Source organism: Mucilaginibacter panaciglaebae (genome assembly GCF_039539265.1).
GTDB lineage: Bacteria > Bacteroidota > Bacteroidia > Sphingobacteriales > Sphingobacteriaceae > Mucilaginibacter > Mucilaginibacter panaciglaebae.
Window position 1 is genome coordinate 1 of the sequence record NZ_BAABCV010000010.1, and the last position, 13,960, is coordinate 13,960.

General features: G+C 44.1%; 12 protein-coding genes. 10 read left to right on the plus strand and 2 right to left on the minus strand.

The features are described from left to right. The first annotated feature begins 773 nt into the window (after nucleotides 1-773). The 4 genes from ABD772_RS13935 (at nucleotide 774) to porD (ending at nucleotide 4,290) form a co-directional block, all read left to right on the plus strand. Complete coding sequence (locus ABD772_RS13935) at nucleotides 774-1,703, plus strand: outer membrane protein assembly factor BamD (RefSeq protein ID WP_345105603.1); 930 nt, start codon at nucleotides 774-776, stop codon at nucleotides 1,701-1,703. A 12-nt stretch (nucleotides 1,704-1,715) separates the two neighbouring features. Further along, nucleotides 1,716-2,057 carry a DNA-directed RNA polymerase subunit omega gene (locus ABD772_RS13940; protein ID WP_345105606.1) on the plus strand — a complete coding sequence of 114 codons (342 nt, stop codon included), beginning with the start codon at nucleotides 1,716-1,718 and terminating at the stop codon, nucleotides 2,055-2,057. Between the two features lie 131 nt (nucleotides 2,058-2,188). Beyond that, nucleotides 2,189-3,394, plus strand: coding sequence for a bifunctional phosphopantothenoylcysteine decarboxylase/phosphopantothenate--cysteine ligase CoaBC (gene coaBC, locus ABD772_RS13945; RefSeq protein WP_345105607.1), 1,206 nt, complete (start codon nucleotides 2,189-2,191; stop codon nucleotides 3,392-3,394). Then, nucleotides 3,391-4,290, plus strand: a complete 900-nt coding sequence (porD, locus tag ABD772_RS13950) for a type IX secretion system protein PorD (RefSeq protein WP_345105610.1) — start codon at nucleotides 3,391-3,393, stop codon at nucleotides 4,288-4,290. The genes coaBC and porD overlap by 4 nt, the downstream gene beginning before the upstream one ends. A 692-nt stretch (nucleotides 4,291-4,982) precedes the next feature. Here the strand turns inward: porD and ABD772_RS13955 are convergent. Beyond that, nucleotides 4,983-5,426, minus strand: coding sequence for a hypothetical protein (locus ABD772_RS13955; protein WP_345105612.1), 444 nt, complete (start codon nucleotides 5,424-5,426; stop codon nucleotides 4,983-4,985). An 89-nt stretch (nucleotides 5,427-5,515) separates the two neighbouring features. Continuing rightward, nucleotides 5,516-5,848: a hypothetical protein gene (locus ABD772_RS13960; RefSeq protein ID WP_345105615.1), complete on the minus strand. Its 333-nt coding sequence runs from the start codon at nucleotides 5,846-5,848 to the stop codon at nucleotides 5,516-5,518. Nucleotides 5,849-6,152: 304 nt separating this feature from the next. On the opposite strand from ABD772_RS13960, the gene ABD772_RS13965 reads away from it, so the two are divergent. The 6 genes from ABD772_RS13965 (at nucleotide 6,153) to recN (ending at nucleotide 13,910) form a co-directional block, all read left to right on the plus strand. Continuing rightward, nucleotides 6,153-6,797, plus strand: coding sequence for a hypothetical protein (locus ABD772_RS13965; RefSeq protein WP_345105618.1), 645 nt, complete (start codon nucleotides 6,153-6,155; stop codon nucleotides 6,795-6,797). 60 nt (nucleotides 6,798-6,857) lie between these two features. After that, the gene (locus ABD772_RS13970; protein WP_345105621.1) at nucleotides 6,858-7,928 is read left to right on the plus strand and encodes a helix-turn-helix domain-containing protein; all 1,071 of its coding nucleotides are present in this window, start codon (nucleotides 6,858-6,860) and stop codon (nucleotides 7,926-7,928) included. Between the two features lie 701 nt (nucleotides 7,929-8,629). Further along, entirely contained in the window at nucleotides 8,630-9,025 is a 396-nt protein-coding gene (locus ABD772_RS13975; protein WP_345105624.1) for a BlaI/MecI/CopY family transcriptional regulator, read from the plus strand. 72 nt (nucleotides 9,026-9,097) lie between these two features. Continuing rightward, nucleotides 9,098-11,176 (plus strand): M56 family metallopeptidase, encoded by a 2,079-nt coding sequence (locus ABD772_RS13980; protein ID WP_345105627.1) that lies wholly within the window; start codon nucleotides 9,098-9,100, stop codon nucleotides 11,174-11,176. A 27-nt stretch (nucleotides 11,177-11,203) separates the two neighbouring features. Continuing rightward, a complete protein-coding gene (locus tag ABD772_RS13985; RefSeq protein ID WP_345105630.1) occupies nucleotides 11,204-12,103 on the plus strand; it encodes an alpha/beta fold hydrolase in 900 nt (299 codons plus the stop codon). A gap of 124 nt (nucleotides 12,104-12,227) precedes the next feature. Further along, nucleotides 12,228-13,910, plus strand: a complete 1,683-nt coding sequence (recN, locus tag ABD772_RS13990; protein ID WP_345105633.1) for a DNA repair protein RecN — start codon at nucleotides 12,228-12,230, stop codon at nucleotides 13,908-13,910. Nucleotides 13,911-13,960 lie beyond the last annotated feature (50 nt).

The following is a 13,960-nucleotide window of genomic DNA, read 5'->3' on the forward strand; positions in this document are numbered from 1 at the left end:
CATTTGTATATATCTTTATACAATAACTTAACCTCGATCCTCTCTTCTTTCAAACAAACTTCTTCTCCTCTCTCGAGGCGTTGAAGCCCGCTCGCTACATGATTTTCTATTTCCTAAAAGAACTTTTTTCTTCGCCTCACGGTTCAGATTTTATATGTTTTCGACTTTTAATCGCCGTTAACTTTTCAATTTTTAATTTCGAAAATCGCTTTCGAAACTTCGCTTATTTTAGCGCCCCTTTCTTTTGGGACTGCAAAGGTAAGAACCTTTTTTGTATCTGCAAATTTTATTTTAAAATAATTTTCGCTTCGTGTTTTTTGTCTTTTTAAGAACATCCCGCTTCCTCATTTGCGGGCTGCAAAGGTACGTATAGTTTTGATTGATGCAAATGATTCACAAGAAAAAAAAGCCTGCAATCACTAACCTGCTGCAAATCAGCCAAAAAAATTTAAGGGATTTTTAGAACACCGGTAATTGGTCATAACATTGGCTACTTTACATGCATCCCGCGACAGCGGTAAAACTATTTAGTATATATAGATCGACCTGGTATGGCAACGCGTACGCTCAATAACGAGCAAGAAATTAAATCTATATATTATATACATTATTTAATCTCGTCAATCATCCAAACTAAAATCTAACATATATAATATTAAAGGTTAAAAGATGTTAAATATCGGCACGCTTCATATAATAGTAAAATACAGCTTATATATTAGCCACACTAAATAAATAATTGACTGATTTATAATATTCGTTATCTTTGCAAAATGTTTAAAAAACAAATTCTGTTACTTACCGGCTTATTGATTGTATTATTGCTTGCAGATGTTGGCTGCCGCAGTAAGTACGAAAAGCTTAAAGCAAGTAACGATAATGCTAAAAAATTCCAGGAGGGTAAGCGTTTATACGACAAGAAAGAATATGCTAAGGCATTGGGCTTGTTTGAAACATTGCTTTCGCGTTATCGGGGTACTGAAGGTGCTACAGATTTGTTTTATCTGAACGCTATGGCTAACTATAAGCTTAAAGATTATACATCGGCAGCTTATCACTTTAATGAGTTTGCTACTTCTTATCCATCTGATCCAAGAGCTGAAGAGGCTCGCTTTCTGACTGCATATTGTTATTACCTGGATGCACCTGTTTACTCATTGGACCAGGAGAACACTTATAAATGTATTGAAAAGTTGCAACTGTTCATCAACCTTTATCCTAAAAGCGACAGGGTTGCCGAGGCTAGCAAACTGATACAAGACTTACGCGACCGTTTGGAGCTTAAAGCTTACTCGAACGCTAAGTTATATTTAACTATTGGCGAAAACCAGTCAGCTGTTATAGCGTTTGGCAATGTTTTACGCGATTATCCGGATACTAAATATGCCGAGGAACTAGAATTTCTAACTATTAAAGCGCAATACGAGTATGCGCATCAAAGCCGCGAGTACAAGCAGGAAGAACGTTATACGCAGGCCATAGCATCTGCCGACCAGTTTTTCGACAAGTATCCAAAAAGCGCTTATACTGCCCAGGCTCAGGAATTAAGAAAAGACAGCCAGGCTGGTATAGCCCAGGTTAAAAGAATATTAGCCGATGCCAGAGAAAACGAGAAACTTGCACGCAGATTAGCACGTAAAGACTCGGTATTTATACAACAACGTTCAGAAACACAAGACATTCATAAAAAAGTAACGCCATAATCATACAAGAATATGAGTAATAACAATAATAATAATGCGAACAAACCTGCCATTGCAAGCAGCACAGTAACCCGCGATTTGCGTGAGTTGGACGTGGCAACCGGAAACATTTACGAGTCGCTGGTAATTATGGCCAAAAGGGCAAACCAGATCTCAAACAATGTTAAGGAAGAATTGCATGCTAAACTTTCTGAGTTTGCTTCATCAAACGATAACCTTGAAGAAATCTTCGAGAATCGTGAGCAAATTGAGATCTCTAAATATTACGAAAAATTGCCTAAACCAACATTGGTTGCAGTTCAGGAATTTTTAGACGATAAAGTTTACTACCGCAATCCGGCTAAAGAAGAATAAGATCTTCAAGGAAAAAGTTTAAAGTCAAAATTCAGAAGCGCATATAGCCTTTTGAGTTTTGACTTTTGTATTTTTATGCGGATTAAGTCAACATTGTTTTGAATTTTGACTGCTAACTTTTGACTTACAAAATGCTCGAAGGTAAAAATGTGGTATTGGGCGTATGTGGCAGTATTGCCGCCTACAAATCGGCTTTACTGGTCAGGCTACTGGTTAAAGCCGGCGCTAACGTGCGGGTCGTCATGACTGCCGATGCCACTAATTTTATTACGCCGCTTACCCTGGCCACCTTATCTAAAAACCCGGTATTTACTGAATACTTCGTCGCCGATACGGGCGAGTGGCATAACCATGTCGAATTGGGCCTTTGGGCCGATTTGATGGTCATTGCCCCTGCCAGCGCCAATACCCTGGCTAAAATGGCCGGTGGTTTAGTCGACAATCTCCTTACTGCCGTATACCTGTCGGCCAAGTGCCCGGTGTACTTTGCGCCCGCTATGGATCTGGATATGTGGAAGCACCAGTCGACCGCAGCTAATATCAAAACCTTGCAAGGCTTTGGTAATATCATGATTGCTCCCGGCAGCGGCGAGTTAGCCAGCGGGCTGCACGGCGAGGGCCGCATGGCCGAGCCAGACGATATCATCGGGTTCTTGTCTGCCGATATCAAAAAGAAACTTCCTTTAGTTAATATAAAAGCACTGGTTACCGCCGGCCCGACGCATGAGGCTATCGACCCGGTGCGTTTTATTGGCAACAACTCGTCCGGTAAAATGGGTTTCGCTATCGCGGATGAACTTGCGCGGTTGGGTGCCGACGTTATTTTGGTTTCGGGGCCATCGGCACAGAAAGCAAAACAGCGCTCGGTTAAGCGTGTGGACGTCACTTCGGCTGCCGAGATGCTGGAAGCATGTCAACAATATTATGCCGATGCAGGTATCTGCATCATGAGTGCTGCCGTAGCCGATTACACCCCCATCACCGTCGCGCAGCAAAAAATAAAGAAACAGGACGACAGCGCGCTAATCATCGAAACCAAAAAAACTACTGATATATTAAAATATCTGGGCGATCATAAACAGGAAGGCCAGCTATTGATAGGCTTTGCCCTTGAAACCAACAACGAGCAACAAAACGCCGTAGCTAAGCTACAGAAGAAAAATCTCGACTTTATAGTCCTCAATTCGCTGGGCGATGCGGGGGCAGGTTTTGCTACAGATACCAACAAGGTAACCATCATTGACCGCCACCTGCACAAAACCAGCTTCGACCTGAAAAGTAAAGAGGATGTGGCTAAGGATATTTGTATTAAGGTGATATCATTATTGAAGAAATGAAAACGTTAGGCATTTACACCATACTGCTGTTCTTAACCCTGACCGCAGCCCGCGCGCAGGACCTGAACGCACGCGTCACCGTACTTGCCCCTAAAGTTCAGACCACCAATAAGCGTATATTCCAGTCGTTGGAGACAGCGATGAAGGATTTTCTGAATGGTCACAAATGGCTTACCGACCCCATACAGCCGCAAGAGCGTATCGACTGCAACTTTATACTCAACATTACTGCCTGGGACGGCGGCAGCAACTTTAGCGGCGAGCTACAGGTGCAGTCGCTGCGGCCGGTATTTAACTCCAACTACACCACCACCCTGCTCAGCGTTAACGACAAGGACTTCGAATTTACCTATACCGAGGGCCAGACCATCGACTACTCCGACCAGAGCTTTACCTCTAACCTAAGCTCGGTAATGGCCTTTTATGCCTATGTGATAGCCGGTATGGATAACGACAGCTTCTCGCGACTGGGCGGCACTTATTACTATGGCCTGGCCCAAACCGTGGTCACCAATGCGCAGACCTCGCCTTATAAGGGGTGGAAGGCCTTTGACAGCAACACCAACCGTTACTGGCTCATCGAGAACCTCAACAATAAGCTGTACGCCCCGCTGCGCAGCTTTATATACGACTACCACCGCAACGGCCTCGACGTAATGGCCGACAACCCCGCCAAAGGCCGCAAAACCATTTCAGACCTGCTGCCCGTGCTCACCCAGATTGACCGCCAGCGCCTTGGCGCCATGTTGCCGCTGGTGTTCTTCACCGCCAAGGCCGACGAGCTGGTGTCCATCTACGCCCATACCGAGCCGCAGCCCCGCATCAACGCCTTCAACATCTTTACCCAGGCCGACCCGGCCAACGGCATCAAGTACCAGGAGCTACAGAAGCAGTAGATGCGCAGATGAGATAATTTGAAGATTTGAAGATGCCAGCGCATCAGGCTCCCCTCTTGAGAGGGGCAGGGGTGTGTTAACCACGCGACACGCACAATGAACTAATGAACAAGTGAAACAGGTCTGCGCCAAAGCAACAGGGGCGTTGCCTGCGGCCCGGGCTATCCGTTCATACTGCGCCGGGCCTTAGCCGCGGCCTGCGCTCAGTGGGCCGACTGGCCGGTATCCACTCCTATCCCTAACGCAAGGGTGCGTAGTGATCCACGCGCGAGTGTGTATCAATTTGGATCATTTGGATCATCTTAAAATTTCAATCAACTGAAAATCAAATATTTAACAGTTTAGGTATTCCCGAAGTGGATCACTTTGGATCACTTTTTATGACTTTTAAGTCATTTTTGGATCACCCGGTGGATCAGTTCGTCCTGGATAGAGTTGATAGTGTTGAGAGATAATCCGGGCTGTGGTTTACACTTTGGTCGTCCTCCAAATGCACTCAAGTTGGCCAGGCTTTGACACTAACTTAGCATTAGGTACCAACCATTGCTTTGGCCGATGGCCGGGCTTTAATAGTTCGTCGCTGCAAGCCTTATTTCTGCGCCGCGTCATGGACGGAAACGCAATATCGCTGCCCTAGTTAAGCAAATTATCAGGCCCCGATAGGCCTTTCGTTCCGGCTTTCTAAATCACTCTTAGTATTTAAAACGGCCATCAATAATTCCGGTAGTTTGGTGTTGGGGTTTCCAGGTGTTGTTATCAAAAACAAAGTCGCAGTAGCTAAATATTTGAAAGCTGGTGCCCGGCTGATAAATCAGATGTATCGTGGCAATTCTTTCCGTTTTATAATGAAGCCTAAAAACAAAAACGGTGTCCCGACTTATGTTACCTGTCCCTTTGCCGATGTAATAAACTCGGTTGTCTATTTTCACGGAATCGTTGAGTATTACGTTGCCATAAAGGTGAACCCGGTTTTGTTTACTGAGTAAAGTATCTGGAAATAGCCACCATTTTAGTTGTTTATTATTCAAACAAGTAAACAGCGCTTTTTTAAGTTGCGCCTTGTTAAAATGATGTGGTTGATTACAACCTGCAAGCAAGCCAAGCGATAACCATACTATCAGTATTTTAAACTTCATGATCACTTGAAGCGGTGGTTTCTATAATCAGGCCCGTTGTTGGTGTTATCACCAACGACATCAATGGGCTATTGGGCTTTATCGGCATTTCAGTATATGTTGGTGATAACACCAACATGGGCGAAAGACTTTTTTCTGATGTTCGTGCCCAGCTCCTTGTCTGCTATATCTATGATATTGTTCAACAACTCTGTTTTCAGCCGCTCTTTGCGCAGCAGCTCTTTTAACAACTTTACATCATCCGGCAAATCTTCTGCGTTGACTTGCCTTTTAGCGTTTTCTTTTTCCGGGTTTGTAATGCCTTTGTTTACCATGCGATATACACAGCCATAGGATAAGCCGTGCTTTAATGCTAAAGTACGAAAACTTGACCCCGACATCAAACGCTCTTGCAGAATCTTTTCTTCTTTGTTCTTTTTCATCGTTTACACTTTTTTGTGTAATCCTAGTTCAGGACAAGTCAATCAGTGCGTAGGCATCTCTCGCCAGCGCGTCATTGCGAGGTACGAAGCAATCTCTGGACTTGCAAGTTTAAAGACTTTGAGTATAGTAGTCCGCAGTTGCAAACGTCGAGCAGGAGGGCGAAATTAACAAAGTAACCGGCAGAAAAATACAATAATTTAAATAAAAATATGTACAACTTTTTAATAAAAATTATGTATATTTGTTATACAAAAAAAGCCTGTGGGTAGCAGGCTGATCTTGTATTAATTTAAATTTTACTGTATGGCACAAAATTACGATTATTTATCAAATGATGAAGATGGCTCGAAAAAAAAACTGCCGTCTACTTTAATTGCTTTTGAGCAATCATTTGATGGTGATGTCGATGCGTTTATCGATGTTATTTTACACGCGCACCAGATGACTCTAGAAGACATGCGTACAAAACGTGGTAAATTCCAAATGCGAATGACCAAGTCTACTTTAATGAATGGCAATATAAAAGGCTTGCTTTTTGATCAATTTCCTAATGAAATGAAAGAGTCAAAATCGAGTCGCTTTTATTTACATAGAAGCAAGGATTTTATTCTTTTATTTAAAAAGTTGGACGAAAGATTGATGCCATCGAACATTGGCACACGTAATTCCAGAAAAATATTTTCTCAAATGGCAATTGATTTTGAAGAGGATTTGCCTATTGTATTTATCGGCTATACGGTTGATGAATCTTGGGAGCGAATTAAACAAATTGTTGCTGTTTTTATTAAGGATGGCAAAAAGCTTTGGGTTTCTGACTTGTTGAACCGCGGAGGCGAGGCTGGTATTCAAACGGAATTATTTACCCCAATCAAACCTCAAGGAAACAATGATGATGACATCGCTATTACACCAAAAAGACGCGATACTGATATCAAAAAATCTTCATAAATATTGGGGGCCTATATCCACCCCCATATTTATAAATTATCTATATAAACCAAACAAACAATGCAACGTACTTTTAATTTCAAGATGTTAACTCTTGCTAGAGAAGCGAGAGGATTAACACAATTGGAGTTAGTTGAGAAAGTGCCAAATTTGAATCAGGGTAATTATTCAAAAATGGAGAAAGGGTTATTGACAATCCCTACAGAGACGCTTAAAAACATTGGACTTATCCTCGACTTTCCATTAAGTTTTTTCGATAAAAAAGAGCCAGTTACTGAACCTGGTAATCATTATTTTCGAAAAAGGGCTACTATGCCGAGAAAAGCACAAACTACGCTTGAAGCACGAATGAAATGTATCATGATTTGGGTCGACGCTCTTTTAGAAGATATTGACATCCCAGATTGCAAATTTCCAGCGATAAAGGTTGGCGATGAGAATACACCGGCGGTCATCGCGAGAAAAATTAGACAGCATTTGGGTGTATCTTCTGGCCCAATTGATAAGTTAGTCAAACTTGTTGAACGCAATGGTGTCATTGTCTATTTTATTAGTGACTCAAACGATAAGTTTGATGGCATGACATTATTTACGAACTCAGGTCAATCTATTATTTTCATTAATGATCAGATGCCTAATGATCGTAAGCGATTTACCCTTGCACATGAATTAGGGCATCTGATTATGCACCTTAGATTCGATCTATTAGATTTGCCGGAGAAATTAATTGAAGAGCAGGCCAACGAATTTGCAGGCGAGTTTTTATTGCCCTATATGGACTCCAGAAGTGATTTGATGGGGTTGAAGTTTAGAGAATTATCAACGCTTAAGCAATACTGGAAAGTCTCGAAAGCTGCGCTCATTTACACGGCGCATAAAAGAGGCTTTATTGATCATTCTAAATATATGTCTTTACAGATAGAGCTCAGTAGACAGGGCGAGCGTAAAAAAGAGACTTTAGATGTTGACATTGATGAGGCTGTGATTGTAAAAAGAGCCGCCGATTCATTCATTAATGATTTGGGTTACACTGCCAGTGAGATTCAATTGGTGCTCGGTATAAATGAAACCGACTTATATATGACATTAAAACAGAACAAGCCGAATAACAAACTAAAATTAGTAATTTGAAACAAAAGCGCTTTGATTGGGCTTTTTGTTGATTTTGTGTAACAGCTATTACCAATGTTTAATTTCAATATAAATCTCTACTGACAATAAATCGCGTTATATCCTTAAAGGACCATTTTATCATTTCATTCATATCCTAATTCGCAATAGCTTCATACTCGAATGTCCTGTGCAGAGATTGCTTCGTACCTCACTATGACGCGCGTTGAGATAATTGTGTTACAAACGTTCATTCTCCAGCCTACACCTCCCCCGCGTTAGTGATTGCAACGGATACCGGCCCCGCGCCTAAGGCCTTGCAGGCGTATGAGTGGAAAGCACGGCCCGCCGGCAGGCGGGAACGCCATCATTTAGTTCATTGGGGTTTATCGCTTGGGTTAACTCCTCCCTACCCCTCCCGTGGGGAGGGAATTACCCAGGGCCTTTGTTTTTGCTTGTCGCTTGGTTAACACACCCCTCCCCCTCTCAAGAGGGAAACCTGTCGCTTTGCCAGAGATCGCCACGCTCGTACCTCGCTCGCGATGACATGGAGGGGAACTATGATTGATAAATCCTACCCTCTGTCCTCACCAACCCCTCGCAAACACCTCAATTCCAACCCGATCAACCAATCAATCACTGAAATATTTTCAGTTTTTCTTGCATATACGAAATCTATCGTACATCTTTGTACGAAGATATTCGTAGAAGAACAAAAAGATATGGAAATTAAACCAACGGAGAGCGAACTGGAGATATTACAGGTGATATGGAAACTGGGCCAATGCACGGTGCGCGATGTGCATGAGGAACTGATTAAAAGCAAGGATGCGGGTTATACCACCACCCTTAAATTAATGCAGATAATGGCCGACAAGGGTTTGGTGGAGCGCGATACCAACGCCAAGACGCACCTGTATAAAGCATTAGTTACCCGCGGGCAGGCGCAAACCAGCGCGCTGGACAAGCTGATGGACACGGTTTTCAAAGGGTCGACCGCCGATTTGGTGATACAGGCCCTGGGCAAGCACCGCGCATCGTCTGACGAGATTGATGCGATTAAAAACTACCTGCGGCAGTTTGAGAGTCAAGAATCAAGAGCCAGGGATCAAGATTAATTGGAAATTAAAATTAACCATTTGTAGAGACGCGATGCTTCGCGTCTGCGGGCATAAATAAGATTAAAGATCATGCAAAATCTACTATACAACATGAGCCAGGTTTTAGGTATAACCATTATCCACTCATTGTGGCAGGGCTTAATAGTTTTTATTGTTCTGAGGCTGTTTATGCTGGCTTTTCCGGGGCGATCGGCTGTAGTGAAGTATTGGGTTAGCTATGGCGCCCTGGTGTTTATGCTGGGCTGGTTTGTGGTGACGCTGTTTAAAGAGCTTAACCAATACAACTGGCTGTCGACCGTTGCGCTCAAGGTGTCGCCTCTGGCCCTGCCTGCGGCTATGAGCGAGGTTGCTGCACCTGCCAACAAGCTGTATTTCGGCATATCGCAATACATGCCCTGGCTGACGATGGTTTATGTAGTAGGCGTAGTATTTAATGCGCTGCGACTTACGCTGGCCTGGAACAACATATACCGCATCCGCCAAAACATTACCGACGCGGGTTTTGATAACACCATGAAACGGCTCACCAGGCCGCTGCAAATAGGCAAGCATGTACAGGCTGCCTTTAGTGAGTGGGTGGACGTGCCCTGCATTACGGGTTTTATCAAGCCTATTATCCTGATGCCTGCGGCAATTACCCTGCGCCTGAGTACTGAGGAGGTGGAGGCGGTATTGCTGCATGAGTTGGCCCACGTTAAGCGTAATGATTACCTGTTAAATTTTATTCAGCAGGTTATAGGGATACTGCTGTTTTTTAATCCGTTTGCCCGGTTGGTAGGCAAGATCATCAACGAAGAAAGAGAAAACTGCTGCGACGATATGGTTGTGCGTGTCACCGGCAGTCCGTTTATATACGCACAAGCATTGTTAAAACTCGAGGAAAATAAACAATACCAGTGGCAACTGGCCCTTGCTGCTACTACCAAAAAGTATGCATTATTAAACCGAATTGAACGTATCATGAAAACTAAAACAAATACCGTAAATATACGCCCGGTGTTAATTACACTGCTGGCGCTTACCTTCAGCATTACCAGCATAGCCTGGCTTAACCCTGAAATTAAAAATGGGAAAGTAGTCATTAAAAACGCTCCTGCCATCCGCATGATTGCCAGGGCCATTACTGCGCCTGAGCCGCCCGCTGCGCCCGAGCCGCCTGCGCCTGTTAAACACAAAAAGAGGCTGAGCATCAGGTATTTTAACGATACCACCAGATTGGCAATGGCAACAGACACCATCATCAAAAACAAAAAATATAAAATTGTTGTGGAGGATGAGCACGGCGTTAAAACCGAATATAACTCTGTTAATGATCTGCCTGCGGATGACAAGAATGCATTCCTTAACAAAGGCACTTTCGGCAGCTTTACCATTTCGCCGGGCGACACTGCCAGATTTAAAGCCATGCGCGAATTGTATAGCAGCGATGCCTGGAAGCACCAGATGGAAGCTATGGCAAAGGTCAATGAGAAGATTGCCAAAAACTTCAATTCGCCCAAATTTAAAAAGCATATGGAGAAATTCTCCAAGCAATTTAGCTCGCCCGGGTACCTGAAGCGCGTAAAGGGCTTTAGCAAACAGTTTAACTCGCCCGAATTTAAAAAGAGCGTGGAGGCCATGGCTAAATACTACGACAGCCCGGAGTTTAAGAAAAACATTGAAGATATGTCGAAATACTATGAGAGCCCTGAGTTCAAGAAAAGTATCGAGAACATGACTAAATACTACGATAGCCCGGAGTTTAAGAAACACTTTGACGAACTGTCAAAATACTACGACAGCCCTGAATTCAAGAAAAGCATAGAGGACATGGCTAAACAGCATGACAGCCCGGAGTTTAAAAAGGGCATGGAAGATGTTCAGAAATCGCTGGACGACTTATCGAGATCGTATCGGGAAGACACCACTTCAAAACCGCAGGCTAAGACCATAAAGGCTGCACGAAAAAATATTGAAAAAGCTGTCAATGAAGAAAAAAAGGCTTTCAAATATCAGGAGCAGGCAAAAAAAGAACAGGTAAAAGCCCGTAAGACTGAAACAAAGGCACAGAAAGATCAGGCAGAGAAAAAGTTTGATTATAAGAAAAGCCAGGATGTCGATATACGTATTGATAACGGAAAGCAGGATACCAGCAAAAATCATCAATAGGTTCAGTCTGCATAACTAAAAAAATCAATGGAAGCTTTTTGCTTTGTCTACCAGCGTAAGGTCCTGTTATTAATAGCCGGACTGGTATCCGGGTTGGTTAACCCTGCGCAGGCAACGCCCGTGTTTAAAGATACACTGGTAACTGTAGGTAACCATAAATTATATGTGGTTGAGCAAGGCCCGCAGGATTCAAAGCTGACTATAGTATTTGAATCTGGCGCAGGCGGTACTTCGCAGGATTGGGTTAAGGTAAAGGCCTTACTTCCGGATAACCTGCATACAGTTGCTTATGACAGAGCGGGTTCCGGGAAAAGTGAAGCCGGCCCCCTGCCGCGCACTATGGCTCAGGAAGTGCTGGAACTGCATAAACTGCTAAAAGCTATCGGCACCAAGGGCAATGTCATTTTGGTGGCGCAGTCTCTTGGAGGTTTATTAGTACGGCTGTATACAGAACGCTACGGAAACAATGTTGCCGGTATTGTGCTGGTCGACCCGACACATGAAAGCAGCGTTTTGGGCAGCATGAAATACGGAGGGTGGGTACGGCTGCGCGAAAAAGCAACCGGCAAACCTATACCGCAACCGCAGTTAAAGTTAACCGTAAGCCCGGGTTATGATACCACTGCCGACTATATGGCAGAGGAGTTTCAGAAAATATATTTGGCAGCTCAGCGGCATCCGCAGCAATTGGGTAATCGTCCGTTGGTTATTATCGGGGCCGGGATACGTAGCCAGCCACCCGGTACACCTGATGAACAATGGAAACAACTCCGGGCCGAGCGCGATGAGCAACTGCGAAATATGACCAGTTTGTCCAGCAATGCTAAGTTTATTTTAGATGCAAAAAGCAGCCATAACATTCAGAACGACAATCCGCAGGTTGTTATGGAGGCTATAAAGACGATTATTGACCAAATTCATCAATAATATCAATCAGTTTAAATTTTAGTTAGTTAAGTATGAAAAGAGGGGTTTCCCCTCTTTTTTGTTTTGTGCGCGTGATAACAATGCGTATTTTGTAATTTAGTGGCAAAACCGAACAATACCTTTTATGCTTCAAAAACTCAGCATCAGTAACTACGCTTTGATTGACAACCTGGAGATTAGCTTTGACAAAGGGCTTAACATCCTGACCGGCGAGACCGGCGCGGGTAAGTCGATCATCCTGGGTGCGCTGTCGCTGATATTGGGGCAGCGGGCAGAGAGCCGGTATTTTTTTAATCAGCAGAAAAAGTGTGTAATTGAGGGGACTTTCAGGATTGCTGACTTTCATTTAAAAGATTTTTTTGAGGATAACGACCTGGATTATGAAGCCGAGACGGTTTTGCGTCGCGAGATCTCTGCCGATGGCAAGTCGCGCGCTTTTGTGAACGATACGCCCGTAAACCTGAATGCCATGAAACTATTGGGTGAAAGGCTGATCGATATCCACTCGCAGCATGCTACGCTGGAGATCAATGACCCGTTGTTTCAGTTGCTGGTAGTCGATTCGGTGGCTAAACATCCGGGGTTATTGAGCAATTATCAGACTAAATTTCGCGCCTATAAAAAGGCTGCCGCCAAATTACAGCAACTTATTGAAGATAGCGACAAAGCTAAGGCCGATCTCGACTATTACCAGTTTCAGTTTGACGAGCTGGAAAAAGCCGGTCTATCGGCCGATGAGCAGGAAACTTTGGAACAGGAACTTTACGCCCTCAACAACGCCGAAGAGATAAAACGGAACTTGTTGGGCGCAAACTACCTGATGCAGGATAGTGAGGCTGCTGCCCTATCGCAGCTTAAAGAAGCAGCACACCAGTTAGGGTTGCTGACTAAGTTCAATCCGCAGATTGAAGAGTTGCAGGAACGTTTGAACAGCAGCATTATTGAACTTAAAGACATCGCCAACGAAATAGAGAATATTGAACAGCGCACGCATACCGATGAGGCCCGTGCCGCCGAAGTAAACGAGCGCCTGAGCCTGATCTATAACCTGCAAAAGAAACATCGCGTTAGCACAAACCCGGAACTATTGCAATTACAGGACGAGTTGTCGGAAAAAATACAACAAGCCGTTTTTGGCGACGAAGCCATAGAGAAATTACAGCAGCAATTAACTGCCGATAAAAAAGACCTGGAGCAACTGGCCGCACAACTAACGGCGGGTCGACAGAAAGCTATTCCAACCATTGAGGCAGAGGTTTTAAGCAGCCTTGCCGAAATGGGCATGGCTAACTCGGCACTCAAAATCGAGCTGTCTCCGCTAACTGAAAGCGGACGTAACTCGCCTTCAGGGGGTTTGGGGGATAACGGATCGGATGCTGTCCGCTTTCTATTCAGCGCCAATAAAGGCCATGCATTGGCCGAGATGAGTAAGGTAGCTTCCGGCGGTGAGCTATCGCGATTGATGCTGAGCATTAAATCGCTCATTGCTAAAAATACCGCCCTGCCGACTATAATTTTTGATGAAATTGACACCGGGGTATCCGGCGAGGTAGCCAACAAGGTTGGTCAGATCATGGAACAATTGGCCGACAATCTGCAGGTGATCACCATTACGCACCTGCCTCAAATTGCCAGTAAGGGTCAAAGCCATTACTTCGTGTATAAGGATGACGGGGCAGATACCACACGTACGCGCATTAAGCAATTAAGTAAAGATGAACGCGTGCAGGAAGTAGCTAAAATGCTGAGCGGTGATAAGATGGGCGAAAGCGCCTTGCAGAATGCCAGGGAGTTGTTAAACGCTTAAGCGCAACGGTGTCATGCTGAGGCACTCGAAGCATGAGGGCAGGCCATCGC

Coding starts and splice junctions, on each gene's coding strand:
- ABD772_RS13935 (WP_345105603.1), top strand. CDS start 774: ATGTTTAAAAAACAAATTCTGTTACTTACCGGCTTATTGATTGTATTA.
- ABD772_RS13940 (WP_345105606.1), top strand. CDS start 1,716: ATGAGTAATAACAATAATAATAATGCGAACAAACCTGCCATTGCAAGC.
- coaBC (WP_345105607.1), top strand. CDS start 2,189: ATGCTCGAAGGTAAAAATGTGGTATTGGGCGTATGTGGCAGTATTGCC.
- porD (WP_345105610.1), top strand. CDS start 3,391: ATGAAAACGTTAGGCATTTACACCATACTGCTGTTCTTAACCCTGACC.
- ABD772_RS13955 (WP_345105612.1), bottom strand. CDS start 5,426: ATGAAGTTTAAAATACTGATAGTATGGTTATCGCTTGGCTTGCTTGCA.
- ABD772_RS13960 (WP_345105615.1), bottom strand. CDS start 5,848: ATGAAAAAGAACAAAGAAGAAAAGATTCTGCAAGAGCGTTTGATGTCG.
- ABD772_RS13965 (WP_345105618.1), top strand. CDS start 6,153: ATGGCACAAAATTACGATTATTTATCAAATGATGAAGATGGCTCGAAA.
- ABD772_RS13970 (WP_345105621.1), top strand. CDS start 6,858: ATGCAACGTACTTTTAATTTCAAGATGTTAACTCTTGCTAGAGAAGCG.
- ABD772_RS13975 (WP_345105624.1), top strand. CDS start 8,630: ATGGAAATTAAACCAACGGAGAGCGAACTGGAGATATTACAGGTGATA.
- ABD772_RS13980 (WP_345105627.1), top strand. CDS start 9,098: ATGCAAAATCTACTATACAACATGAGCCAGGTTTTAGGTATAACCATT.
- ABD772_RS13985 (WP_345105630.1), top strand. CDS start 11,204: ATGGAAGCTTTTTGCTTTGTCTACCAGCGTAAGGTCCTGTTATTAATA.
- recN (WP_345105633.1), top strand. CDS start 12,228: ATGCTTCAAAAACTCAGCATCAGTAACTACGCTTTGATTGACAACCTG.